This window comes from Fodinisporobacter ferrooxydans, assembly GCF_022818495.1.
Taxonomy (GTDB): domain Bacteria; phylum Bacillota; class Bacilli; order Tumebacillales; family MYW30-H2; genus Fodinisporobacter; species Fodinisporobacter ferrooxydans.
Window position 1 is genome coordinate 2,002,963 of sequence record NZ_CP089291.1, and the last position, 24,596, is coordinate 2,027,558.

23 protein-coding genes are annotated in these 24,596 nt (G+C 43.6%); 22 read left to right on the forward strand and 1 reads right to left on the reverse strand.

Going from position 1 to position 24,596, the window contains the following annotated elements:
* Positions 1-22 precede the first annotated feature (22 nt).
* The 4 genes from LSG31_RS09670 to LSG31_RS09685 all read left to right on the forward strand — a co-directional run bounded on the left by LSG31_RS09670 (position 23) and on the right by LSG31_RS09685 (position 5,310).
* On the forward strand, positions 23-2,170 hold the full coding sequence (locus LSG31_RS09670) for an amylo-alpha-1,6-glucosidase (RefSeq protein ID WP_347439061.1): 2,148 nt from the start codon (positions 23-25) through the stop codon (positions 2,168-2,170).
* Positions 2,171-2,249: 79 nt separating this feature from the next.
* Complete coding sequence (locus tag LSG31_RS09675) at positions 2,250-3,518, forward strand: ABC transporter substrate-binding protein (RefSeq protein ID WP_347439062.1); 1,269 nt, start codon at positions 2,250-2,252, stop codon at positions 3,516-3,518.
* A 75-nt stretch (positions 3,519-3,593) separates the two neighbouring features.
* Entirely contained in the window at positions 3,594-4,490 is an 897-nt protein-coding gene (locus LSG31_RS09680; protein ID WP_347439063.1) for a carbohydrate ABC transporter permease, read from the forward strand.
* 13 nt (positions 4,491-4,503) lie between these two features.
* Positions 4,504-5,310, forward strand: a complete 807-nt coding sequence (locus LSG31_RS09685) for a carbohydrate ABC transporter permease (RefSeq protein WP_347439064.1) — start codon at positions 4,504-4,506, stop codon at positions 5,308-5,310.
* A 206-nt stretch (positions 5,311-5,516) separates the two neighbouring features.
* On the opposite strand, the gene LSG31_RS09690 is transcribed toward LSG31_RS09685, so the two are convergent.
* Positions 5,517-6,224, reverse strand: a complete 708-nt coding sequence (locus LSG31_RS09690; protein ID WP_347439065.1) for an EAL domain-containing protein — start codon at positions 6,222-6,224, stop codon at positions 5,517-5,519.
* Between the two features lie 191 nt (positions 6,225-6,415).
* Between LSG31_RS09690 and LSG31_RS09695 the strand changes: the two genes are divergently transcribed.
* From LSG31_RS09695 to LSG31_RS09780, 18 genes are all read left to right on the forward strand, one after another.
* Complete coding sequence (locus tag LSG31_RS09695) at positions 6,416-6,979, forward strand: site-specific integrase (RefSeq protein WP_347439066.1); 564 nt, start codon at positions 6,416-6,418, stop codon at positions 6,977-6,979.
* 181 nt (positions 6,980-7,160) lie between these two features.
* Positions 7,161-8,453 carry an ATP-binding protein gene (locus LSG31_RS09700; RefSeq protein WP_347439481.1) on the forward strand — a complete coding sequence of 431 codons (1,293 nt, stop codon included), beginning with the start codon at positions 7,161-7,163 and terminating at the stop codon, positions 8,451-8,453.
* 254 nt (positions 8,454-8,707) lie between these two features.
* On the forward strand, positions 8,708-9,892 hold the full coding sequence (locus tag LSG31_RS09705) for a DEAD/DEAH box helicase (protein WP_430734273.1): 1,185 nt from the start codon (positions 8,708-8,710) through the stop codon (positions 9,890-9,892).
* Positions 9,893-10,058: 166 nt separating this feature from the next.
* Entirely contained in the window at positions 10,059-10,232 is a 174-nt protein-coding gene (gene tatA / locus LSG31_RS09710) for a twin-arginine translocase TatA/TatE family subunit (protein WP_347439068.1), read from the forward strand.
* A gap of 40 nt (positions 10,233-10,272) precedes the next feature.
* Positions 10,273-11,160 (forward strand): 4Fe-4S dicluster domain-containing protein, encoded by an 888-nt coding sequence (locus LSG31_RS09715; protein ID WP_347439069.1) that lies wholly within the window; start codon positions 10,273-10,275, stop codon positions 11,158-11,160.
* Positions 11,161-11,265: 105 nt separating this feature from the next.
* Entirely contained in the window at positions 11,266-12,570 is a 1,305-nt protein-coding gene (gene nrfD / locus LSG31_RS09720) for an NrfD/PsrC family molybdoenzyme membrane anchor subunit (RefSeq protein ID WP_347439070.1), read from the forward strand.
* Positions 12,563-15,694, forward strand: coding sequence for a molybdopterin-dependent oxidoreductase (locus LSG31_RS09725; protein WP_347439071.1), 3,132 nt, complete (start codon positions 12,563-12,565; stop codon positions 15,692-15,694). The genes nrfD and LSG31_RS09725 overlap by 8 nt, the downstream gene beginning before the upstream one ends.
* 441 nt (positions 15,695-16,135) lie before the next feature.
* Complete coding sequence (locus tag LSG31_RS09730) at positions 16,136-16,513, forward strand: rhodanese-like domain-containing protein (protein WP_347439072.1); 378 nt, start codon at positions 16,136-16,138, stop codon at positions 16,511-16,513.
* Between the two features lie 123 nt (positions 16,514-16,636).
* Positions 16,637-16,867 carry a sulfurtransferase TusA family protein gene (locus LSG31_RS09735; RefSeq protein WP_347439073.1) on the forward strand — a complete coding sequence of 77 codons (231 nt, stop codon included), beginning with the start codon at positions 16,637-16,639 and terminating at the stop codon, positions 16,865-16,867.
* Positions 16,868-16,877: 10 nt separating this feature from the next.
* On the forward strand, positions 16,878-17,264 hold the full coding sequence (locus tag LSG31_RS09740; protein ID WP_347439074.1) for a DUF302 domain-containing protein: 387 nt from the start codon (positions 16,878-16,880) through the stop codon (positions 17,262-17,264).
* A 196-nt stretch (positions 17,265-17,460) separates the two neighbouring features.
* The gene (locus LSG31_RS09745) at positions 17,461-18,252 is read left to right on the forward strand and encodes a sulfite exporter TauE/SafE family protein (RefSeq protein WP_347439075.1); all 792 of its coding nucleotides are present in this window, start codon (positions 17,461-17,463) and stop codon (positions 18,250-18,252) included.
* A 222-nt stretch (positions 18,253-18,474) separates the two neighbouring features.
* Positions 18,475-18,870 (forward strand): DsrE/DsrF/DrsH-like family protein, encoded by a 396-nt coding sequence (locus LSG31_RS09750; protein ID WP_347439076.1) that lies wholly within the window; start codon positions 18,475-18,477, stop codon positions 18,868-18,870.
* A 114-nt stretch (positions 18,871-18,984) separates the two neighbouring features.
* Positions 18,985-19,557, forward strand: coding sequence for a sulfurtransferase TusA family protein (locus LSG31_RS09755; RefSeq protein WP_347439482.1), 573 nt, complete (start codon positions 18,985-18,987; stop codon positions 19,555-19,557).
* A gap of 47 nt (positions 19,558-19,604) precedes the next feature.
* Complete coding sequence (locus LSG31_RS09760) at positions 19,605-20,738, forward strand: MBL fold metallo-hydrolase (RefSeq protein WP_347439077.1); 1,134 nt, start codon at positions 19,605-19,607, stop codon at positions 20,736-20,738.
* Between the two features lie 56 nt (positions 20,739-20,794).
* Positions 20,795-21,355: a class I SAM-dependent methyltransferase gene (locus LSG31_RS09765; protein ID WP_347439078.1), complete on the forward strand. Its 561-nt coding sequence runs from the start codon at positions 20,795-20,797 to the stop codon at positions 21,353-21,355.
* Positions 21,356-21,651: 296 nt separating this feature from the next.
* Positions 21,652-22,323 carry a response regulator transcription factor gene (locus LSG31_RS09770; protein WP_347439079.1) on the forward strand — a complete coding sequence of 224 codons (672 nt, stop codon included), beginning with the start codon at positions 21,652-21,654 and terminating at the stop codon, positions 22,321-22,323.
* The gene (locus LSG31_RS09775; protein WP_347439080.1) at positions 22,320-23,702 is read left to right on the forward strand and encodes a HAMP domain-containing sensor histidine kinase; all 1,383 of its coding nucleotides are present in this window, start codon (positions 22,320-22,322) and stop codon (positions 23,700-23,702) included. The genes LSG31_RS09770 and LSG31_RS09775 overlap by 4 nt, the downstream gene beginning before the upstream one ends.
* Positions 23,703-23,848: 146 nt before the next feature.
* Complete coding sequence (locus LSG31_RS09780; protein WP_347439081.1) at positions 23,849-24,430, forward strand: LOG family protein; 582 nt, start codon at positions 23,849-23,851, stop codon at positions 24,428-24,430.
* Positions 24,431-24,596 lie beyond the last annotated feature (166 nt).

The window sequence follows — 24,596 nt, forward strand, 5'->3', positions numbered from 1 at the left end:
GACTAGCAGAAGAGGTGTGGAGATGGAGCATCGTATCATCAAAGAGGATAATTTGTTTCTTTTTTCAAGCCATTCCGGGGATATTTCCCAAGAACATGCGCAGGGATATGGATTATTCACCAAAGACACGCGATTTTTAAGCGAATATAGGATTTCGACCACGGATGTTCCCTTTTATTTGTTGCATTCGGCTGCCGACCAAAATTACAAAGGGAAGCTGATCTATACAAATCGGGAAGTACGTCATGGAGATGCGCACATCTTGCGGGCTGATTCCGTTTTGTGGACAAGACAACGCTGGATCTATCAAGACGTTTTCTATGAAACAATTGAATTTGACAATCGTGGAGTCGAGCACGCGGAATTTGAGATGCATGTGGATTTGGCCGCTGACTTCCTCGACATGTTTGCAGTGCGCGGCTATGAGCATGGGAATCGTGGCGAAATGCGGCAACCCGACATTCAGCCAAGGGAAGTGACATTTCGTTATACAGGCTCCGATCAAGTGAAGCGGGCGACGAAAATTGTGTTTGACCAAGCACCGGTACAAAGCAAGATTGTCGATGAAGACCGTATGGTTGTAAGAAGTGTTTTTCATGTACGGCTGCCGGCTGGTCAGACATGCGTGTTTCGGATTGCGATCCAACCGGAGATCGAAGATGGAAGCGTGAAGCAAGCCATTGCGCCGAAGACAGATCAGGAGGCGCTGGCAGAACTGGAGTCTTCCTATGAAACATGGCGCAATTCCTGTGTGCAAGTGGAATCGGACAACGAACAATTTGACGAATGGATCCATCGCAGCATTCAGGATATACGCGTTCTTCTGACAGATCTTGGACATGGTTGGTTCCCGGTTGCCGGAACGCCCATTTATGCTGTTCCATTCGGGCGGGACAGCATTATTGCGGCGATTCAAACATTGATCATGAATCCATCGATTGCCCGCAGCACTTTACTTACTTTGGCAGATTATCCTGGGACGAAAATCGATCCGTGGCGGGATGAACAGCCTGGCAAAATCCTGCATGAAATCCGCTATGGAGAGCTTGCCAATACGAATACCATTCCGCATACGCCTTATTATGGAACGATCGATGCGACTCCCCTTTTTCTCGTACTGCTGGCAGAATATGTAGAGTGGACAGGCGATCAGTCGATTGTGACACAGTTGCTGCCGCAAGTCGAGGGGGCAATCAATTGGATCTTTCAATACGGAGACCGTGATCAAGATTTTTATGTCGAGTATTATCAGGAGTCTTCAAAAGGAATTGCCAATCAAGGCTGGAAAGATTCCGGCGATTCGGTTCGTCATGCAGATGGTCGATTCGCCGAAGCGCCGATTGCGCTTATCGAAGTTCAAGGGTATGTCTATGACGCGTTTCAAAAGTTGGCAGTTTTATTTGAACATATGGGCCGTATCGAACAAGCTCGCAAACTTAGTCAATTCGCGCAACAGTTGCGACAGAAATTCCAACAAGATTTCTGGTGTGATTCCCTGGATTTTCCTCCCGTCGCTTTGGATAAAGAAAAACAACCGGTTGGCACAGTGACATCCAACCCCGGTCATGCCTTGTGGTCCGGGATCTATCGGGAAGAACAAGCGAAACGTGTCGCTGAAGTATTGACAGGGCCTCTGATGTTTTCCGGATATGGGATTCGAACGATGGCTTCTTCTGAAGTTCCCTACAATCCGGCGAGTTATCATAACGGCTCCGTCTGGCCTCACGACAACTCGTTGATCGCACTCGGAATGAAAAAATATGGTCTGCATGCACAGGCAAATACGGTGATCGAAGGCCTTTTCCGGGCAGCCAAATCCTTTGAGTATCGCCGTTTGCCGGAATTATTCTGCGGATTTGACTTTGAACAGGGAGATCCTGTTCCCTATCCGGTCGCTTGCTCGCCACAAGCCTGGGCGGCAGGAACGGCACCTGTTCTGTTGCAGACGATGTTGGGGCTGTTTCCTTCCTGTTTGCAGAGAAAAATCTACCTGAATCCGCAGCTGATCAAGGGTGTGAACAACTTGCGAATACGAAATTTGCGGATTCACAACGGCACCCTGGCGATCAACGTCGAGCGCAGTACGGCAGATGGAGCGGTGAAGTGCGTTGTTTTGGAAAATACAACCGGTCTTGATGTGGTGCTAATGAACGGGTGTATTCACAGATAGTGTTCAGATGTTTCGCATGGATCAATCGAATTACAATCTTCATTGCATAAAAACGACAAAAACAAGGAGGTCAAGCAAGATGAAAAAGAAAGCGGGAATCAATTTAATCGTAATAGGTTTGTTAGCCAGTACAGCCGTAGTAGGATGTGGATCCGCCTCGAATACGGGAACGGGATCAAGCGGCAATTCCGGGTCTGGTTCCAGTCCGGTTACGTTGAAATTAGGCATGTGGGCATCAAGTCCGGCTGAGAAACAATTGGTGGATGAGCAAATTGCGGCATTTGAGAAAGCAAATCCGAATATCAAAGTCAAGACACAAGTTGTGACCGGAAGCTACTTGCAAGCGATGCAGCCGATGCTTGCGTCCCATACCGCGCCGGATATTTTCTATGTGGACGCTTCCTATGCGCCGACTCTTGAATCTTCCGGCGCCCTCATGCCGTTGGATTCCTATATCAAGAAGGCAAATATCGATACGAAAGATTTTGCTCCGGCTGCGTTGAAAGCATTTCAATGGAAAGGCAGCACGTACGGATTGCCGAAAGACATCAACACGATGGCGCTGGAATACAACAAAGATCTTTTTGCCAAGGCCGGAATCACCGCACCGCCTGCGACATGGGACGAATTCCAGAAAGACGCGGAACTGTTGAAAGCGAAACATATCGTACCCCTTTCCATGCCGATCGACGTCGCACGCTATTATCCGTTTGTGACTGATTTTGGGGGAAGCTATTACGATGTTTCTGCCAACAAAGTTACATTCACCAATGCGGCGAATGAAAAGGGCTTGGCGTTCTACATGGATAATATGAAGAACAAAAATATCGTGGCGCCAAAAGATTTGGGCGGCGATTGGGCAGGCATTCCGTTCTCCCAAGGCAAAGTGGCAATGGTTGCCGAGGGTGCGTGGGTGATACCATTCCTGAAACAGTCCGCTCCAAATTTGCAATACGGAATCGCTCCATTCCCGGCGGAAAACGGGAAAGCGGGCAACATGACATATACGGTCAGCTATTCAATGGCGAAAGCGACAAAACATCCGAATGCGGCCGCAAAACTATTATTCTTCATGACCGGCAAAGAGGCGCAAAAAATGACGGCGGATTCCGGTCTTGCGATCCCATCCCGCATCAGCCAGCAAAGTGCGTTCTTGCAAAAAAAACCGGCATACAAAGCTTTTGTAGATGGTGAAAAAGAAGCGATTCCGTATCAATTCGGAACGTATGGACAAAATTTTGTGGATGCGATCAACAAAGCTACTGAAGCGGGTGTGCTGCAAGGCATGGCGCCTTCCAAAGTGCTTTCTCAAGCTCAACAAACTCTCGACAGTCAGGCGAACCAATAATACCATGACACGGATCCATGCAAACCCGTATGTGTTTGCATGGATTCCGATAACTTGAGCAGGAAGGGAAGATCCATGGGAAACCGTCATAAATTTTTTCAACGAAATACATTTGATCAAGCCATGGCCGGGTATTTGTTCCTTTTACCCGCCCTTGTGGCCTTGGCCGTCTTTTTAATCGGACCGATTTTTTACGCATTTTATATCAGTTTTTTTCAGTTTTCCTTTTTGGATCCTGGCAATGCGAAATTTGTCGGTTTTTCGAATTACTTGCACTTGTTTCGGGATCCCGAATTTTTGCGCGCCTTGTGGAATACGTCCTTGTATTCCATTTGTGTCGTTCCCATTCAGACAGCGCTTGCCCTGTTTCTCGCGTTAATCGTCAACAACATACGCGGCAAGACATTTTTTCGCGTTGCGTATTACCTGCCGACGGTGACTTCCACAGTAGCCGTCAGCGTCATTTTTATCTTTATTTTTGAACCGGCCGGGATTTTAAATCAACTCTTATTGCACTTTGGAATTCACGGTCCCAATTATTTCAACAGCCCGACTTTTGCATTGCCGGCGATCATGGCTATGGCAGTGTGGTCGAGCGTCGGCCAGTTTATGATCATCTATCTTGCCGGGTTGCAAGACATATCGGAAGAGATTTACGAAGCTGCGAAATTGGACGGTGCAAAGGGGTGGCGCTTGCTCTGGTATATTACAGTTCCATTGCTGCGCCGAACCACTTTTTTAAATATTGTCATGTCTATGATTGGCACGTTTCAAGTGTTTGACCAGGTGTATGTGATATCGGGAGGAACCGGCGGACCTTTGAATGCTACGCTTTCGGTCGTGCTGGATTTGTTCAACAAGGGATTTAAAACCATGCAAATGGGATATGCGTCAGCGATGGCTTTCATCCTGTTTGTCATTATTTTGCTCTTGACGCTGATTCAGAACTATTTCCTGGGGCGAGAAGAGTAAGGAGGGGGAACAAATGAAAAAAAATCAGGTTGCCCTATACACCGTAGCGATCTTCTATTCCATTCTGACGTTGATTCCGTATGTATGGTCGATCTACACATCGTTAAAGCCTACGTCAGAGGTGTTTCATATGTGGACGCCTCTCAGCAAATTGAGTTTTTCCAGCTATAGGTATATATTGGGTAATTTTCCTTTCGGCAGATGGCTGTTAAACAGCATGATTGTTGCAGTGATTGTCACAATAGGCAATTTGATTGTAAATACGCTTGCAGGGTATGCCTTTGCCAGATTTAAGTTTCCGTTGCGCGGCGTGCTGTTTTACGTGTTTCTGGCGACCATGATGATTCCGGGGCAGGTTCTTTTGGTTCCGATCTACATGCTGTTGGCGAATTTGGGGTGGATCAATACGTATCAAGGTTTGACGATCCCGTTTTTAATGAGCCCGTTTATGATATTTTTGGCCCGGCAGTTTTTTCTTGGTTTGCCAAAAGAATTGGAAGAAGCGGCGGAAGTCGACGGACTTGGCAAATGGGGCACGTTTTTCAAGATCTTTTTGCCGCTTTCCCGTCCACTTATGGCAACGCAAGTCATTTTTACATTTCAAGGCAACTGGAATGCGTTTTTGTGGCCCGTCTTATTGACGACCGGACAACATATGTACACGCTGCCCGTCGGGCTGAATTCCTTTTACGGACAGTATAACGCCTATTGGAACAGCGTACTGGCCGGTGTCATCATGCTCACATTGCCGATGATTCTGATCTTTCTTATCTTTCAAAAACAGTTTGTCAAAGGGATTTCCACAACGGGAATCAAGTAATTCAAGATATCGGGGAATGGACAAAGGGTCTAGGAGACATAAGAAGTTTCCCGGACCTCTTTTTTGTCAACGTATGGAACGTGCCAAGTTCAGGAGTCGGAGCGATCTATAAACATGCCAAACTTTTGATTGACAGTTTCGGAAGATGGACAGGGAAAATCCCAGGATATCGAACAATGCACCCAAACGGACAACCGTTCAACATGCTAACTAAATTCCATTTTATCAGGTTTCCCCAATAAAAATCCTTGCGCAATCGGAACACCTAATGATTTGGCAGCAGCTAAATCTTCCGGCTTTTCGATTCCTTCCAAAATGACTTTTCCATGGTCTTTACAAACATCGACCAAAAATCGAATAAATTTTTGTTTTTTATCCGAAAAAGACAAATCATTCGAGAAATATTTATCGATTTTTATAAAATCCGGTTTCAGTTCAAATAGTTTCTGTATTGATGTTTCTCCTTTTCCCACATCATCCATCGCCAATAAGAATCCATAATTTTTCAATCGAAGCATAGCCTCAAGAAAAAGCTGGGTATTCTCAATTTTTTCGCTCTCATTAATTTCAAAAACAATATGCTGACAGGATATTGTTGTTTGATGAATGAGTTGTTCTATAAAAGAAAAAAATTCAGGATTCAGCATCGTAGAAGGAAAAATATTCAAAAACAACATGGTTTTATTCGTTTCATAAACACGATGAAAGGTAGAGGCTGCTTTGATTATCGATTTCGTATCAAGTTCGTAAATATGATTGGTTTTCATTGCCGATTGAAAGACTTCTTCCGGGTTTGAATTCCAATCGGATCGAAAAAATGATTCATAACCCATTACATCCCAACTTGAAATATCCCAAATTGGTTGATACACATGAAAAAAATTATCATTTCGCAATAAAGTATCGAGTGACAAAATCTATCATTCCAATCGTCATAATCTAACAAAATGCCCATTTTGTTAGATTGTTATAAAATGTAAAATAGCTTTAAATACCTTGGTATTCAAGGGATTTTTAAGTTGATCTAGAATTATATCAAAAATATCATTTAACATATTGAATTTTTTTGTTTGTAAAATCTAACATTTTGATTGAGGTGGGGCCTTTGAGCAGCAAGCGGGGAGCAAACGCCGTTGAACCAATTCGGGATATAGATAAAATCCAGGAAATAAAAGATTATTTACTACGTAAATCGTATCGAGATTATTTTTTGTTTGTCTTTGGAATCAATTCTGGGCTTCGAATCAGTGATGTGCTGCCTTTACGTGTCATGGATGTCAAGTACACGAAACATTTTAAAATTAAAGAGAAAAAGACAAAAAATATAAGAAAAACCATCATAACGCCGATTTTAAAAAGTGAAATTGAAAAATATACCTTTCGAATGGCTGATTCTGATTATTTATTTCTTTCACAAAAAGGTGAAAAACCAATAACCAGGATACAAGCATGGCAAATCATCCATAATGCAGCAAAAGCTTGTGGAGTTGAAGGAGCAATTGGTACACATACCTTGCGAAAAACGTTTGGCTATCATTTTTACCAACAATATAAAGATGTGGCTATGCTACAGTATATTTTCGGACATTCCAGTCCCTCTATTACATTACGATATATTGGTATTAATGATGACATGGTTGATGAAGCTTTAGAACGATTTTCATTGTAATATCTTGAATTCTAAAAACTTTTCAAATAGGTCGCTTTTTTCGACAAAAAACTTTATAATTTTCAGTGTAGCTTATAGATAATTTTGTAAATATATATAACAAAATGGGCATTTTGTTAGATTAAAAGAATATTGCCTCATTTGAAGGTGCATAAAGGTGATTAAAAACCTTGTATTACAAATGATAATCATTTTATTTCCAATTTTTATTTATCAACTTATTATTGAAAATAGATTGTTTAAAAATTTTTCAAGAAGAAATTTTTTATTTATCGGAGTTTTGTCTGGAGTTTCCAGTATTTTCTGTATGACATTTCCCATAGTATTGAGTGACGGCTTTCTTTTAGATTTGCGTTGGATTCCTTACGCAATTGCCATTTTATATGGTGGATTCTACTCATGGATTCCCGCTTTTGTTATGATATTAGGATATCGTTTGTACATAGGCGGATCTGCTGTGTACACGTCATTTCCCATTGCGATTGTATTTGCTTTGGCGGTATTTTTGATTCGCAAACAATTTCATGTATTGAATCGAAACAAAAAGATGATGTATGGTGGAGTGATTGGCGGGGTATCCTTTTTGCTTGTGATCGTAACATTTTATATTTTTCTTGAAATGAACGACGATGTAACAAACGTAGATTCATATGAGGTTGTATTTTATTTAAAGGCTTATTTTTTATCCGTCATCGCAATGGCTATATCGATATTTTTAATTGAAAATATGATCGAGAATAAAAAAATGCATGCAGAGATCCAACGATCCGAGAAATTAACCGTTATCAGCGAGTTGGCAGCATCCATTGCACATGAGGTGCGCAACCCTTTAACGGTTGTCCGTGGATTCATACAATTGTTAAGCAAATCAGTTGACGAAAAAAATCAACAGTATATAAAAATGGTGATAAACGAGCTTGATCGGGCAGAGTCGATTATAAGCGATTATCTGAATCTCGCCAGGCCTCATAATGATCGAATTGAGCCAATTGAGGTGTGCAATCATTTAAATAGCATTGTAGATATTATGTCTCCATATGCGCTGATGAAAAATATTGAGCTGCGTTTGGATTGCGAGAAAGGTATTCGAATTCAGGGAGATAAGGATAAATTCAAACAAATCATTATGAATCTGATCAAAAATTCAATTGAAGCGATCGTATTGAGAGGAAGTATTGCTGTACAGGCATTTCGTTCCGACGATCGGGTTATCATTACGATCACTGATTCTGGTGAGGGCATGACACAAGAGCAATTGCAACGCGTGGGGAATCCATTTTATTCAACAAAGGAAAATGGAACGGGGCTTGGCTTAATGGTTACATTCCAATTGATCGAATCTATGGGTGGGAAACTCGAAATTTTCAGTGAATTGGGAAAGGGCACAGAAGCAAGAATCGGACTGCCGGCAGTTAGAGTTGGTTGTGAGACCGAGCAAACCAGCCGATATGAGACGAATATTGGAGGCGTTTGACAGAAAAAATCTGAGTGGATGTGTTGCTCTGATCATAGATGTAAGCTGTTTCAAAGGAATTGGTGCAGCGATTTTCCGTAAACCGGAAAGCGAATGAGTCTCGTACGGGATTACCACATACGCATCTGTTAGTGATATAATTTCAATTCAGATAACGTGCAATCCATTAATCATTCGATACCATAAAGTTGAATACACAACGTTTAACGACTCCAAGACATAGTGAGGAGATTGTCATGACAGATATGTGGCCAATCGCAGCAAACATGAAGCCATTTTTACAAGAGATTTGGAAAAAATCCGGGTTTACGCAACCGACGGCGATTCAATCAAAGGCCATTCCACTGATTTTAGACGGAAGAGATGTAGTGGCAGAATCCCCAACAGGCACAGGCAAGACGATCGCCTATCTACTGCCTGCACTGCAAAAGATCGACCCCGGCAAGAAAGACGCGCAAACAGTAATTTTAGCGCCTACGCGGGAATTGGTCATGCAGATTCAACAGGTGATTCAAAAATGGACGGAAGGCAGCGACATCCATGCAACTGCATTGATCGGCGGAGCAGACTTGAAAAGACAACTGGAAAAATTGAAACAACATCCGCAAATCGTAGTAGGGACAGCCAATCGAATTCTCGAACTGATCAACATGAAAAAACTAAAAATGCACGAGGTCAAAACGATTGTATTCGATGAGGGTGATCAACTGCTCGTACCTGAAGCTATGGATACGATTCAAAACATCATTAAGACGACGCTCCAAGATCGACAGGTGGTTTGCTTTTCGGCCACCGTATCTGCAAAAACGGAGCAACTCGTAAAAGAAATGATGAAACACCCGGAAATCATCCGAATTAAAGCGGACACGCTGGCTCCTTCCAAGGCTGAGCATATCTACTTCTTGTGTGAACCGAGAGAAAAAATGGATTTGCTGCGTCGGATCGTGAAAATGGATCAAATCAAAGGTTTGGCTTTTATCAACGATATGAATTATTTTCATACAGTTGCTGCAAGATTGCAGGATCGAGGAATTTCCTTCGGAGCCTTGAGCGGTGAGTCGAAAAAGACAGAGCGAGAGTCTGCGCTGAAAAATTTCCGTGATGGCAAATTCCCATTGCTGCTGGTCACGGATGTTGCTGCAAGAGGACTTGATATCGAAGGATTGACACATGTCATCCATGTAGATTTTCCGAAGGACCTGACCCAATACGTGCATCGCTCGGGGCGAACAGGCAGAATGGGAGCGACCGGCACGATCATCTCGATGGTAACGGAAAGGGAAGAGCGTGTTTTACAGCAGTACAGCCGCAAATTAGGGATTCCTATCCATAAAAAATCTTTGCACATGGGGAAAGTCTTGGATGCAAAGAGAAATCAGTCTGTCTCAAATCAAACAAAGAAAACAACCCCCCAACCAACGAGCAAACGAAAAGGATAACCCACCCTTCCACCGCGAAGGGTTTTTTTGTGTTTTTTATGAAGGTGTCAATAGCGCAAGTTTGTCAAGGGAAGTTAGTCAGGATGAATCTATTGGATGCTTCAATGGCAGGGTACGATGGAGTTGTTCAAAAAATTCTTTTGCGCTGATAAGGGAGGTTATCAAGATGTTATCAAATATTGGAGTTCCTGGTCTGATTATAATTTTGGTTTTGGCGTTGTTGATTTTTGGTCCAAGTAAACTGCCGGAAGTTGGCAAGGCGTTTGGAAAAACGATTCGTGCTTTTAAAGACGGAACAAAAGATTTGCTTGATGATGCGGAGTCTAAATCGTCCAAATAAGCCAATTCTCAGTCAGTAATGGAATGTGAGGTGCAAGCAAATGGATATACCAAAGAAAGTATGGGATTCACTCGTTGAACAACAACTGGAGGAAGGGAGAGCGATTCTGGATCGGGTGGATTACAACACAGAACTGGGGTTGGCAATGGCGAAAGGCGCTCAACAGGTGATGAAAGGTGTCATAACAAGCGATCAGTTCTATGAAAAATTCAAACAGGCGGTCGAGGAAGAATTCGGAGTCACATTTCAGCCCGTGAAAGAATCGCCAAAAAATCCGAAAAGCCGTGCGTTTGGCGGTAAAAAATGGGCCATGGTGATCGATTTGGCGAAATGTGTGGGCTGCGATACATGTACCGTATCCTGCAAGGCGGAAAACCGGACACCGCCAGGCGTGACCTATAACGTGGTCATTGAAGATACGGTGGGAACATTTCCAAACGTGAAAAATATCAATTTGCCGCGTCCCTGTATGCAGTGTGACAAACCCCCATGTGTCCAGGTTTGTCCGGTGCGGGCATCATATAAATTGGAAAATGGCATTGTCGCCATTGACGCAGACCGATGCATCGGCTGCCGCTATTGTCAGGTTGCTTGTCCGTATGGATCCCGTTATTTTGACTTTGGATTAAGTTATGAACAAGAAATGACCGGATATGACGCCGTGCAAGCATCGGAATACGGTGTTGCACACGGCAGGCGCACGCCGACGAAAGAACCGGTAGGCACGGTTCGCAAATGCACGTTTTGCATGCATCGTCTCGAGCGCGGAGAAGAGCCTGCGTGCGTGGAGACATGTATCGGTGATGCGAGATATTTTGGGGATTTGAATGATCCGAACAGTATCGTGTCAAAATTGGCAGCCAGCCCAAGGGCATTTCGCCTGCGTGAAGAGTTAGGCACAGAACCGCGAGTCATCTATTTAAAATAAATTCTATTTAGAATAAATTGGGCGCAACAAAACAACAAGCAATAACAGTAAATAATCAAAAACAACAAAAAAATGTATGAAAGTCCATGAAGGGAAGTGATAAAGATGCATCAAATCCCTGTTTCGTATCAACGGCATTCTTCGCAAAAGCATTCTTCCGCAAGGCAAACAAATCTAAAAAAGATTGAGAAAATTTGGTGGGCCAGTTTATTGCTTGTTTTTATTCTTGGAATGGTATCACTCGTAAAGGGATATTTGCTTGAGGGAATGACGTCTACCAATTTGTCAAATGTTGTTCCTTGGGGAGAATGGGTCGCGTTTTATATTTATTTTATCGGCATGAGTGCAGGTTCATTCCTTTTATCGACACTTGTATATGGCTTCGGCATGCACCAATATGAACGGATTGGCCGATCTGCTTTGCTTTCCGCGATTGTTTGCATGATTACTGCGATCACATTCATTTTTTTGGATATTGGGCGACCGGACCATATCTTTAATTCGATCATCTATTGGAATGTAACAAGCACGATGGCTTGGGAGATTCATTTCTATATTTTGTACATTGCTTTGCTTGTCGTAGAACTCTATTTTTCCATGCGTGTGGATTTGGTACGGCTGGCAAATTCGCCGACGCGTTTCGCAAAGTTTTATGGATTTCTTACATTCGGATATCGGAATATTTCTGATGAAGCATTGCAAAGGGATCGAAAACTACTGCAAATCCTGGGAATCATCGGAATACCACTGGCTATTTTTGGAGTTCACGGCGGGACCGGTTCGATTTTTGCCGTTGCAAAAGCACGTCCTTTTCTAAATACCGGACTTTTTCCCGTCATCTTTATTTTATCGGCGCTTGTGTCGGGCACAGCGTTGTCGATTGCCATTTATGTGGCGAAAAACAAGGTGTTGAAGCGTCCCAGCGATGTGACCATGGTTCGTTCTCTCGGAAGCTTATTGGTCATGTTTTTATCCATTGAACTCGCGCTCGAATGGTATGAGTTTTTAATTGGCTGGTATGGCGTAAAACCGGAAGAATTGGCGACAATCTCTACAATGGCGGGAAGTTCTTGGGCGTGGACGTTCTGGTTGTTCCAAATGGGTTTGGCGATGTTTGTGCCATTGATTTTGCTGTTTCTTCCAAAAACGAGAAAGTCAATCACATGGATTTTTGTTGCATCGATTCTCACAATTATCGGAGTTGTGGGAGTGCGTTTCAATATGGTCGTACCCATGCTGATTGTTCCCGTGATGAATGGACTGCCCGGAGGCAATTATTATCCGACGGTCTCCGAATGGATCACAAGTTTTGGCTTGATTGCGATGTGTTTTCTTCTCTATACGATCGGCGAGAAGCTGTTGCCGATCGATCAATATGAAGTGGTAAGGGGAGAAGCGAACGATGACTGAGAAACATCATGATGAAGAGAATCAAAAACAACTATCGCGCCGCCAATTTTTGAAAGGCGCTTCCGCATTGGTTGGAATCGGCCTTGTAGCACCTGCCTTGTTTCACCCATTTGAACAGGCGCTGGGCAACAGTTGGGAGGATACACCTCATGGCATCGGTGGAGATGACCAGAATTATGACGCAACAGATATCATCCATACTGTATGTCAACAGTGCAACTCCAGTTGTACGATCCGTGCATTGCTTGTGCCTGGAGATAAAAATGCCCCATATTCATCCTTGGTGCGGAAGATATCCGGCAATGCGTTCAGCCCTTTAAATACTATTCCATATGGGCAAGTTCCCTATGGCGCTTCGCCCAAAAAGGTAATAGCAGGACTTACGACCGCAGAAATGGCAGTTGCGGGACGAGGATTTCGGGGTGGCAGAACCTGTCTGAAAGGGCAAGCAGGCATACAAACGGTTTATGACGCATATCGCTTGCAAACGCCTTTGCGCCGTGTGGGGCCGCGGGGAAGTGGAAAATGGGAAAGCATCACATGGGAAGAAGCCTTTCATGATATTTTAGAAGGAAATACCAAGTTGGGAACACCCGGACTGAAAAAACTTTGGGCGTATGTCCCGCAAAAACCAGTTATGGACGATTGGGAAAAAGTAAAAAGCGGCACTATGACGTCTCAAGCGTTTGACGCCAAGTACCGGGAAGTTTTGATTGACACCAAACATCCGGATGCAGGTCCAAAAGCCAATCAAATTGTCGGATTCGGCGGGGATCGCCGGGATTTTGCGACCCGGTTTTTTACCAGCCAATTAGGCTCTGTCAATTTTTATGACCATACATCGATTTGCGGCGCTTCTTCCGGTACAGGGACGGTGCAATCCTACGATGGCGGCAAACGGATCAAAAAACGCTTGATGGCAGATATTGAGAATACGGAGTTTCTGATTGTCTGGGGAACAGATCCCCTTGTTGCAAGTAAAGCTCCGACTTACTTGGCGCCGAAAATTACAAATGCAAGGTCGCGCGGCATGAAACTGGCCGTCATTGAACCGCGAATGAGCAAGACATCGGAAAAGGCAGATTGGTGGATTGCAGTCGAGCCTGGCCAAGATACGGCGCTTGCCCTTGGCATGATTCGCTGGATCATCGAAAATCATCGCTACGATGAATCCTATTTACGGAATCCCAACCAAACGGCCGCAAAGCAAAATGGTGAACCGACCTGGAGTGACGCCACCTATTTGGTACATGTGGATGCGCCCGGAAAACCTTTGCTCAAGGCAAAAGATCTGGGACTTGCAGAAGACGAATCTCCCGTTGTGATGGAGCAAGGAGTTTTGAAAACAGCAAAATCGGCACATCGAGGGGATTTGGAGGTTGATGCGGTGATCCAAGGCCGTCATGTGGTATCTGTATTTTCCTTGCTGAAAAAACGGGTCATGGAGAAAACCATGCAAGAGTATGCAGCGTTAAGCAAAGTTCCGGTCGAACAGATCCAATTTCTCGCCAAAGAGTATACGTCACATGGGAAAAAGGCAGCGATCATGGCATATCGTGGACCTGCCAAACATGTGAATGGATTTCATGCCGTACGCGCCATCAATATTCTGAGTCATTTGATCGGCAATGCGGACTGGAAGGGGGGCTCCCTTACAGGTGGGGCGAAATTTGCCGACTTTACGGGCCGCTATGATTTAATAAGCGTACCGAATGCCCATCATGCTTGGGGCATTCCGCTCGACAGGCATAAAGTGACGTATGAAACAACCACATATTTTAAAAACGACGGATATCCCGCGAAACGTCGCTGGTATCCGGTTGCAGGCGCAGCCAGTTATGATATTTTGCCAAGTTCCGAAAGGGGCTATCCCTATTCCATCCAAGCCCTGTTTGTCAGCCGCATGTCTTTGATCCTGTCATTTCCTAACGGACGGCTGCAGGAAAAACTGTTAAAAGATCCAAAAGTCGTGCCGCTGCTTGTGGTTTCCGACATCGTCATGGGAGAGACAGCTGCGGTGGCGGATTATGTGTTGCCTGATCTCGGTTATTTGGAGCGATTCGGAGCCGAGTCGGTTTTTGAAAATTTGCCGACAAAAGTCAGTACAGTCATTCAGCCGGTTACAAGAGTGGTCTCAAATGCAAAATCGATTGATGAAGTATATCTGGAAATTGCCAAACGAATGCAATTGCCTGGAGTGGGGGACCATGCATTTGCAGGCGGCGGGGCTTTGCATTCCGTGGAAGATTTTTATCTGAAACGGGCCGCCAACATTGCATATGATGGAAAGCCTGTCCCTGATGCCTCAAGCGACGAACTGGATACGTTTGTGAAAGCGAGGAAAAAAGCCCTTGGGCAGTTTTTCAATCTGGCAAAATGGCAGGCTGCCGTAAAAAAAGAAGAATGGAAAAAAGTCGTTTACGTTTTAAACCGCGGCGGCCGCTTTGAATCGGCGGATCAAGCCTACACGGGAGATCATTTGACACATCAATGGGGTTCCCAAGTGAAGATCTATGCGGATAAAGTCGCACATTTCAAAAATTCGGCGAACGGAGCGTTCTTTGACGGATTGCCAGTGCTTGAGCCGCCAAGCGATTACAAGGGTCAAAGCATGCCGGCATTGTATCCATTGAAAATGATCAACTGGAAAGCAAGAAATCTTGGATCGCATCGGACGATTGCGGATGCCTGGCTGCGTGAAGTTCGCGATGAAAATTATGTGTGGATGAATTCCGTTGATGCGAAAAAACGTGGCTTAAAAACAGGAGATCGAATTGCAGTCAAATCGTCAAGCTATCATGCTGAAGGTGAATTGCTCGTTACCGAGATGATCAAACCGGGAATCGTAGGAGCCGCCTATAATTACGGCCATACGCAATATGGTTCGAAGCCCTACGTGATTGACGGAAAAGTGATCCGTCCACCGCAGTCTTACAATTGGACGCCTTTTGATTTGAATCGGCCGTTGCATGAAGAAATGGGATTGGCAAAAGGAAGAGGAGAAGGATTTTCCGTCAACAATCTGCTTGCAATGGATCCCACCATTCCAAATGCCTGCTATGCAGATATTATTGGCGGTTCACCTGCACAGTTTGATTTATTCGTAGATATTCAAAAACTTTAGATGGGAGCTCAAATATCAAAAAACCATAATCGCATACACGAGAGGAATGAATCAGCCAAAGTTGCCGTATAGATAGAACGTTGACTTTGGCGTTCTTTCTTATTTGTACAGCAAACAGCGAGCAACACAAGTGTTGACAAATTGAGAATCGCACCTTAATATACCCTTATGGGTATAAATGCATTGATGTTGAGAGTAAGAATCTTGTGCAGCAAGAAGGTGAATGAGTTGAAAAAGTTTTGGAAATCCATGTGACCTTCTCAAAAACTGATACTCCTGGCAGGAGTTGCATACGGGTTGTTTAGGTTTGTTGCGTTTCTCGCCCACTCTTTTTAAACCATCGAAATTTTAAAAAATTGAGATGTTGACAATTAGAAAAATTCTAATTTATAATATACCCTATAAGGTATAAATACCACCGTTTGGAAGAGGTGACTCGATATGCAATGGATTCAATATATTCTGCTGGGATTGGTGCTTTTGCTGCTCATTCGCAAATTTCTTCCGATGAAGGGATTGGTCAATTTAACTTCCCAAGAAGTTGAAGATGTACTCCAAAAAGCGAAGGGATACTCCTTTATCGATGTCCGTGAAATTCATGAATATCGAGGTGGACATATCAAAGGATTTAAAAATGTTCCCTTGAGCCAGTTGTCAAATCGGATTCAAGAATTGAATCCCGATCAATCGATCGTTCTTACATGCAGAAGCGGCATGCGCAGCCGACAAGCAGCCAAAATTTTATTAAAACATGGATTTACAAAAGTCGCCCATCTAAAAACTGGCATTTCCGGATGGCATGGCGGCTTTGTAAAATAAGCAAAGTAAAAGGAGCAACCTTTTGTTATGAAGGGTCTCCTTTCTAAAAGCACATCCATATACCCATATAGGTATAAGGTGATGTGCGCTAGATATAGTAAAAAACTAGGTGGAGGGGTACACATGAAAGCAGATTTGATTGTTGATGCAAAAGGATTATCTTGTCCGATGCCGATCGTAAAAGCCAAAAAGGGATTGGATTCTTTAGCGCCTGGCCAGACTATGCAATTGGAAACCACAGATAAAGGATCCGTCAATGACTTTCAAGGTTGGGTCAGACAAACCAAGCATGAATTGGTCAATATGGAAGAAGAAAATGGAATCTATCGCTTTATCGTAAAAAAAATCCAATGAGGTGAGAAAGATGTTTCATTACACAGTGGAAACAAATCAATCCGTAGACGATGCCGTGCAAGCACTGGAAGCAAGTCTCAAGAATCGTAAATTTGGTGTTGTTTGGACAATGGACGTACCTGCGAAACTGCAGGAAAAAGGTGTGGACTTTGACCGATCATTTAAAATTCTTGAAGTGTGCAATCCGGTTGAAGCCAAGCGGGTGTTAACACAAAACAGTCTTGTCGGCTATTTTCTTCCCTGTAAAATCGTCGTATATGAAGAGGAGGGAGCGACAAAAATCGGCCTGCCAAAACCTACGTTTTTGATGGAAGTCGTCAATGATCCGGCTTTAAAAGAAATTGCGGCAACGATTGAACAGACACTCATTGCTGCGATTGATGAAGCGAAAGCGTAAGAAACGAAGATCCAAAACAAAGGTCCGGGATCCTGGCGATCCCGGTGTCTCCAAACAGCACATTCATGTCGTAAGCGTGAGAGTACGAATGAATGTACAAACGTATTTTTCGTAAATTCTGATTGGATTATGTGGATAAAAGACAGGCCATTCGTTTCACGAAAGAGAGATAGGGTTTAGAGAGAGGTGTGAGCCTATGGTCATACATTTGACATTCCTGCAAATGGTGTTGTCTGTGATATCAGGCGGCCTTGTCGGATTCACGTTAGGCCTGATTGGCGGCGGCGGCTCCATATTGGCAGTACCTTTGCTGCTGTATGTTGTGGGTATTCATGATCCGCATGTGGTGATCGGCAGTACAGCTCTTGCTGTTTCGGTCAATGCGTATATGAATTTGGTGCCACATTGGAAAGCAGGAAATGTAAGCTGGAAAGCGGCCATCGCTTTTGCGATTCCGGGAGCAATCGGTGCATATGTGGGATCGATATTTGGAAAGCTTGTGAATGGAAAAGAATTATTGTTCTTGTTTGCCGTATTGATGCTTGTCATAGCGATCATCATGCTCAAGCCCAAAAAGAGTGATGCAAGTGAGTCAAAGGTCTCTCGGGTGAATTTGGCAAAAGTCTTGCCTGCAGGGCTTGCGACAGGTCTGGTATCCGGATTCTTTGGAATCGGCGGCGGGTTTTTGATTGTACCTGGTCTCATCTTTTCCACAGGCATGACGATGATCCAGGCAATCGGAAGTTCATTGTTCTCTGTGGGGACATTTGGGCTTACGACGGCGATTTCCTATGCGCTATCCGGTTATGTGGATTGGTTTGTGGTCCTCTTGTATATTGCGGGCGGCATTCTTGGCGGCATTGTCGGTACAAAGGCTGCAACCAAATTAAGCAAAAACAAACGCATGCTGCAGTATGTATTTTCCGGCATTATCATTCTTGTCGCATGCTATATGCTATATGTGAATGTTCAGGCAATGCATTTTTAATGTGAACCTAAGATGAATCTGGGATGAATCTGCGATGAACTTGGTATGAAATATTTTTAAAGGATAAAAAGCTGATTTCGTTCATGATTGAATGACTCACATGTAAAGTTGAAAAAACAGCATTCAAGTTATAAAACATCTTTATTTGAGATGTTTTCTATAAAATATTGATTCTATACTTCAAAATACTGATTCTATACAATTTAAAGGAGAGATTTCAAAATGGCAAAACGTGTAGCGATTATCGCATCAAATGGTGGATTGGATAATGCCTATAAAGTATTCAATATTGCAACAGCAGCAGCTGCAACAGATGCAGAAGTGGCGATTTTCTTCACATTTGAAGCATTGACAATGATTCACAAGGATGCGGACAAACTTTTGACGATGGGTCCTGGAAAAGAACATTTTGTGGAAGGATTCAAGCGCGCAAATGTCCCAACGATTCCGGAATTGATCGAAATCGCCAAGGAAAGCGGCGTAAAATTGATCGCCTGCCAAATGACAATGGATGTGATGGGCCTTACCAAAGATGCTTTTATTGACGGCATCGATGTTGGCGGCGCAGTGACATTCCTGGATTTCGCATATGATGCGGATGTATCCGTAACGTTTTAAATCATCAAACCAAACCATAAACGACATTCTACTTTAAGCCGGCCAAGCCGGCTTAACCGTTACAAAACAGAAAAAAATTGAGTGTAGGGGTGTACGATTGTGAATACAAATACTATGTCTTATTCGGTGAATAAAACGATCGATTGCAAAGGATTATCTTGTCCCATGCCAATTGTTCGCACAAAAAAAGCAGTGGAAGAAATTCAGCCTGGCCAAGTTCTGGAAGTGCTTGCAACAGATCCTGGTTCCGTGGCAGATGTGAAAAGCTGGGCGCAAAGAACGGGCCATCAATTTATTGGCACACAAGAAGATGCGGGTGTTTTCAAACACTATATTCGCAAGTCTGACGAGAATGAATTAAAACCGGAAAAGAAACATCCACATACCATTACAAATGAAGAATTGCAGACAAAACTTCAGGACAAACCGGTGATTTTGGATGTTCGAGAACCGATGGAATACGCATTTGGCCACATTCCAGGGGCAAAATTGGTCCCGTTCGGCAAGCTGGAAGAAGCGATCGAAGAACTGAAAACAACACATGGAGAGCAAGAGATCCATGTGATCTGCCGGACGGGAAACCGCAGTGATATTGCCTGTCAAATGCTAACGGAAAAAGGGTTCCAACATGTGAAAAATGTGGTGCCAGGCATGGCGGAATGGTCTGGACCCGTTGAAAAACAATAAGCGGAAAAATAAACATGTAAACAGTAATAAAAAGGGGTGGGGAATCGATGGCATTGCAAATGATTGGTGCAAAAGAGTTGCATGCAAAGATCAATAGTGGTGAACCGATTTTTATTTTGGATGTCCGAAATCCGGAAGAATATAACGATTGGAAAATCGAAGGGAAAAATCTCGAATCAGTTAACGTGCCTTACTTCGATTTTTTGGATGAGGATGAAAAAAATTATAAAGACCTGCCGAAAGGCACGGAAATCGTCGTCGTTTGCGCAAAAGGCGGCAGCGCCCAAATGGTTGCAGAAATTTTGGACGAAAAAGGATATACTGTAAGTGTATTGGAAGAAGGCATGCTGGAATGGAGTCAATTTTATCATCCTGTGACGATTGCCATGGATGAGCATATGAAATTGATTCAACTGAATCGTTTTGCCAAAGGTTGCCTTTCCTATATGGTGATTTCGGAAGGAAAAGCACTCGTCGTGGATCCCGGCAGACATATCGAGGAATATATCCAAGTAGCCAACAAGGAGCACGCGACAATCACACATGTAATGGATACACATTTGCATGCGGACCATATTTCCGGCGGACCTGAATTGACGGAAAAAACCGGAGCCATGTATTACATTTCCTCGAGCGAGATGAAAGAAGCAAAACACAATTTTGAACCATTGGATAAGCATAATCATTTTCAAGTGGGTGCGGTGGATGTGAAGGTTTTGGCCATTCCAACACCGGGACATACACCCGGCAGCACATCTTTTTTGGTCAACGATCGTTTTCTGTTGTCAGGCGATACGATTTTTGTGGGCGGATTGGGGCGGCCTGACTTGGGTGGAAAAGCACGGGAATGGGCGCAATCGTTGTACGATACCGTATTTACAACGATTGCCAATCTCTCCGATGATGTCTTGGTGCTGCCAACTCATTTTGCCGACATTCAAGAAATCAATGCTAACGGATTTATTGGCGCCACATTAGGCGAGATTCGCAAAAGCAACGACATTATGCGTACCGAAAATCGGGAAGAGTTTACGGAGCGGGTGGTTGGTGCTGTAGGCAGCAGCACACCGCCGAACTATGAGGAAATCGTCGATATCAATCGCGGTGTTGTCGATGTGACAGCGGAAAAAGCAACGGAGTTGGAGATAGGTCCCAATCGTTGTGCCGTTCATCACAACTAAGACACCGTTCGATTTCGAAAATCTTCATTAAGCGGAGAAAAGAGGGGAAAGCAAATATGGGTCACCGATTCAATCCCAAACACGTACACAAACTTACAAGCCCGGAGCGGCAGAAACTTTTGCCGCCGGAAGAAATTCTTCAGTCATTGGAAATTGGATTGCAGGATGATATTGCAGATATTGGCTGCGGTCCCGGATATTTTGCCATTCCTGCTGCACGAATGACTCGAGGGACAGTGTACGGTGTAGATGTGGAACCGGAAATGCTTCGAATCTTACAGGACAACATGAGAGAAGCCGATATCAGCAACATTCAAACCGTGGAAAGCGATATGGAACACATTCAACTTCCCGATCATTGTGTAAATAAGCTGCTTTGCTCCTTTGTCCTGCATGAAGTCGGAGATATGGATCAAGCGATCCGGGAATTTCAACGAATTTTGCGGCCCAATGGGAAAATATTGGTGATTGAATGGGAAAAGAAAGAAATGGAATCCGGTCCTCCGCTGGAAGAGCGTTTGGAAGCGTCAGAGTTGGAGCAAAAACTGCAAGCCTTTGATTTTCAAACCCGATTGGTTCGGCCCAATGATAAACAGTACATGATTATCGCAGAATAAATGATTCGAATTACAGGTTATTTACAATTTTCTGGAACTCTAAATAGATTGGAGTTCCTTTTTCATTTTTACCGTCAAAAGATCATGCATACCAAACCGCTCAAATAGATGGATCAAGTTCAAGTTAAACTTCAACTAAAAATTGAATAAAGATCAATCGATATAGAACCATTGCAGGATGGTGGTATGATACGAGTATAGGCGAAATCCTGCAAGACTCGCCTTTGAGGATTGTGACAGCCTTTAACAAGATCGTTTATTTGATACGCAGTTGCGTAGTATATGGAGAGAACGATATGTCTGTAAAAGTTCTAATTATTGATGATGAAGAACAAATGCGAAAGATGATTCGTGTATATTTGCATGCATATGGCATGGAAGTCACAGAAGCAGAAAATGGCGAAACAGCATTGCATCTTCTAAAAACCCGGTCATTTGATACGATTATTTTAGATGTTATGATGCCGGTTATGGATGGTTTCACATTTTTAAAAACATACTCTATGAATATTCCAATCCTTGTATTATCCGCAAAGTCGCAAATGGAAGACAAGCTGAAAGGGTTTGATTTAGGTGTGGATGACTATCTTACAAAGCCATTTGATATGCGTGAATTAGTCGCTCGTATCCAGGCATTGGTGAAACGTGCAGGCAAAAGATCCGATCAAAAAAGGAAAGAATTTAACCTGAATCGAGAATCCCATACGCTTATCGTGTGGGACGAGGAAGTTTTTTTAACTCCTAAAGAATTTGAAATCCTTGAACTATTATCGAATCACTCCAAGCGTGTGTTTTCCAGAGATGAACTTTTCATTCAAATCTGGAGAGATGAACACGAAGGGGAAGAGCGGGTCATCGATACACATGTAAAGCACATTCGCGATAAATGTAAAAAGGCGGGACTTTCCTTCAACCCCGTACTTACCGTCTGGGGAGTCGGGTATCGATTCGGGGGAAGCCAAGAATGATTCGGCAAGTACGCGGGAAAATTTTATTTCTTCTACTCGTATTGTTGAGTGCTGTTATTTTGTCGATGGCTCTCACGTTTGATCATTTGCTAAAAACTGTTTTTACCAGTGAACATATGACCGATTTGCAAAAACACGCGGTTTCCTTTTCTCAAATCATCGGTCCGGGCTTTAAGCCGAAGTATGCGTTGGAATTGGAACATGGCCAAAGCGTAGTGATTGTCGATGGGCATGGGCAAATTCGCTATCGGGAAGGGGATAATCCGACAGATGCGCAAACATTTTCTCTTCCAGGGGAAGAGCAGGTTTTGCAGGGGCATGAGATCGTGGTAAAAACGTCGACAGCACCATTTAAAGAAGCCGTTTTTGTGGCGGGTGTTCCAGTTACAAGTCCAGGGAAAGGAGCAATATTTCTCATAGAACCGGCCATCAGCGGAGATACGGTGATACAGTCAACCAACCGGGTGGTATTGCTTTCAATCGCAGGTGCTGTTTTGCTGGCATTGGGAACTGCTCTGATTCTGATCGAGCGCATGATGCGTCCTTTGCTCAAGATGGAAGAAGTTGCAAAACATCTTATGCAAGGCGACTATACCAAGAAAATACAAGCGAAAAGCAAGAATGAATTAGGGAGTCTTGGGAATGCTTTGAATCAATTATCGGATCACCTTCGAAACCAAAAGGAAACAAGGGCGGAATTTTTGAGCAATGTTTCCCACGAAATCCGTACGCCATTAACATATATCGCAGGATATATTCAGATTCTTGATGAGGATTTGGTCAATTCCGAGGAAGAACGCAAGCAATACATTGGCATTGTTCACGAAGAGTTGAAGCGACTGAAGAAATTATTAGATGATTTATTGGATCTTGCGAAATTTGAGGAAACGAATTTTAAACTCGAACCTGAAGCTGTGGATTTAGCTCTGCTCATTCAGGACGTATTCGTAACACTGGAGCCGCATGGGAGCCAAAAACATCTTTCCATCCGTTATGATGGGGCCTCTAATCTGCCGATTATTGTTGCAGATGCGCAGCGAATTGAACAAGTATTGATTAATCTGATTTATAATGCGATTCAATACATCGAGGAATACGGTCAAATCATCATCCGTTCCAGATATTCCGATACACAAATTTTTATTGACATCGAAGATAATGGTCCGGGAATTCCTGAAGAAGAACTTTCTCATATATGGGAAAGATTTCACCGGGGAGACAAATCAAGAAATCGAAAGTTGGGCGGTTCGGGTCTTGGTCTCTCGATTGTCAGACAAATCATAGAAGCACACAAAGGGCAAATTCATATAGTAAGTGAAATGGGAAAAGGTACAATCGTTTCTTTTATGCTTCCGAGAGAATTTGGGAATCATTCATAAATTGAAAAAGCCGCTTTCCCATTTCGGAGTCTTGGATGTTGAGCTGCGTGTAAACGAGTGAGAAGCGCTCGTTTCTTTCTTGTGCGATGTAGTCTATACTCATATAGAGTAGGGTGTAGAGTGCTTATATTTTTGGAGGTTTTTCAATGAAACGAATTTGTGTGTTTGCTGGATCGAATTTAGGCTCAAATCCAGAGTACACGACTGCTGCCCAAGATCTTGGCAAAGCAATTGCGCAAAATGGATTTGAATTGGTGTATGGCGGTTCGAAAGTCGGATTAATGGGTGAAGTCGCCAATCAGGTGCTTGCACATGGCGGCAAAGCGATCGGCGTTATGCCGACAGGGTTATTTCGGGGAGAAATTGTACATACGGGCTTGACGGAACTCATACAGGTGAAAGATATGCACGAGCGGAAAGCAACGATGGGCAACCTTGCAGATGCCTATATTGCTTTGCCAGGCGGTTACGGAACGTTTGAGGAATTATTCGAAGTGATAAGCTGGGCACAGCTTGGAATCCACAAAAAGCCGATTGGTGTTTTTAATATCGCCGGCTATTATTCACCTCTGATCGAGATGATTGACCACGCAATACGAGGCGGATTTGTGCAGGAAGTACACAAAGAGCTGCTGGTTTCCGCTTCAGACAGCCAGACATTGCTCAAAAAACTGGCAGAGTTCAGGACTCCGGTTTTTGGATTGAAATGGAAACAGTTTTCAGAATAAAGAGACCTGTCATTCAGCAGTGATCCCGTATCACTGCTTTTTTTACTATCAGCGCTTAAACTTTAGAGGTTGATAGTATAAGTGCAACTAAGGCTTTGCCGTAAATCTTGGCGAAGCCAAGTTTTCTTTATGCTTTCAACCATTGTGTATCATGCCCCCTTGTACC

Excerpts from the sequence above, each read along its gene's own strand:
- LSG31_RS09670 (WP_347439061.1), top strand. The coding sequence starts at position 23 with ATGGAGCATCGTATCATCAAAGAGGATAATTTGTTTCTTTTTTCAAGC.
- LSG31_RS09675 (WP_347439062.1), top strand. The coding sequence starts at position 2,250 with ATGAAAAAGAAAGCGGGAATCAATTTAATCGTAATAGGTTTGTTAGCC.
- LSG31_RS09680 (WP_347439063.1), top strand. The coding sequence starts at position 3,594 with ATGGGAAACCGTCATAAATTTTTTCAACGAAATACATTTGATCAAGCC.
- LSG31_RS09685 (WP_347439064.1), top strand. The coding sequence starts at position 4,504 with ATGAAAAAAAATCAGGTTGCCCTATACACCGTAGCGATCTTCTATTCC.
- LSG31_RS09700 (WP_347439481.1), top strand. The coding sequence starts at position 7,161 with ATGATAATCATTTTATTTCCAATTTTTATTTATCAACTTATTATTGAA.
- tatA (WP_347439068.1), top strand. The coding sequence starts at position 10,059 with ATGTTATCAAATATTGGAGTTCCTGGTCTGATTATAATTTTGGTTTTG.
- LSG31_RS09715 (WP_347439069.1), top strand. The coding sequence starts at position 10,273 with ATGGATATACCAAAGAAAGTATGGGATTCACTCGTTGAACAACAACTG.
- nrfD (WP_347439070.1), top strand. The coding sequence starts at position 11,266 with ATGCATCAAATCCCTGTTTCGTATCAACGGCATTCTTCGCAAAAGCAT.
- LSG31_RS09725 (WP_347439071.1), top strand. The coding sequence starts at position 12,563 with ATGACTGAGAAACATCATGATGAAGAGAATCAAAAACAACTATCGCGC.
- LSG31_RS09730 (WP_347439072.1), top strand. The coding sequence starts at position 16,136 with ATGCAATGGATTCAATATATTCTGCTGGGATTGGTGCTTTTGCTGCTC.
- LSG31_RS09735 (WP_347439073.1), top strand. The coding sequence starts at position 16,637 with ATGAAAGCAGATTTGATTGTTGATGCAAAAGGATTATCTTGTCCGATG.
- LSG31_RS09740 (WP_347439074.1), top strand. The coding sequence starts at position 16,878 with ATGTTTCATTACACAGTGGAAACAAATCAATCCGTAGACGATGCCGTG.
- LSG31_RS09745 (WP_347439075.1), top strand. The coding sequence starts at position 17,461 with ATGGTCATACATTTGACATTCCTGCAAATGGTGTTGTCTGTGATATCA.
- LSG31_RS09750 (WP_347439076.1), top strand. The coding sequence starts at position 18,475 with ATGGCAAAACGTGTAGCGATTATCGCATCAAATGGTGGATTGGATAAT.
- LSG31_RS09755 (WP_347439482.1), top strand. The coding sequence starts at position 18,985 with ATGTCTTATTCGGTGAATAAAACGATCGATTGCAAAGGATTATCTTGT.
- LSG31_RS09760 (WP_347439077.1), top strand. The coding sequence starts at position 19,605 with ATGGCATTGCAAATGATTGGTGCAAAAGAGTTGCATGCAAAGATCAAT.
- LSG31_RS09765 (WP_347439078.1), top strand. The coding sequence starts at position 20,795 with ATGGGTCACCGATTCAATCCCAAACACGTACACAAACTTACAAGCCCG.
- LSG31_RS09770 (WP_347439079.1), top strand. The coding sequence starts at position 21,652 with ATGTCTGTAAAAGTTCTAATTATTGATGATGAAGAACAAATGCGAAAG.
- LSG31_RS09775 (WP_347439080.1), top strand. The coding sequence starts at position 22,320 with ATGATTCGGCAAGTACGCGGGAAAATTTTATTTCTTCTACTCGTATTG.
- LSG31_RS09780 (WP_347439081.1), top strand. The coding sequence starts at position 23,849 with ATGAAACGAATTTGTGTGTTTGCTGGATCGAATTTAGGCTCAAATCCA.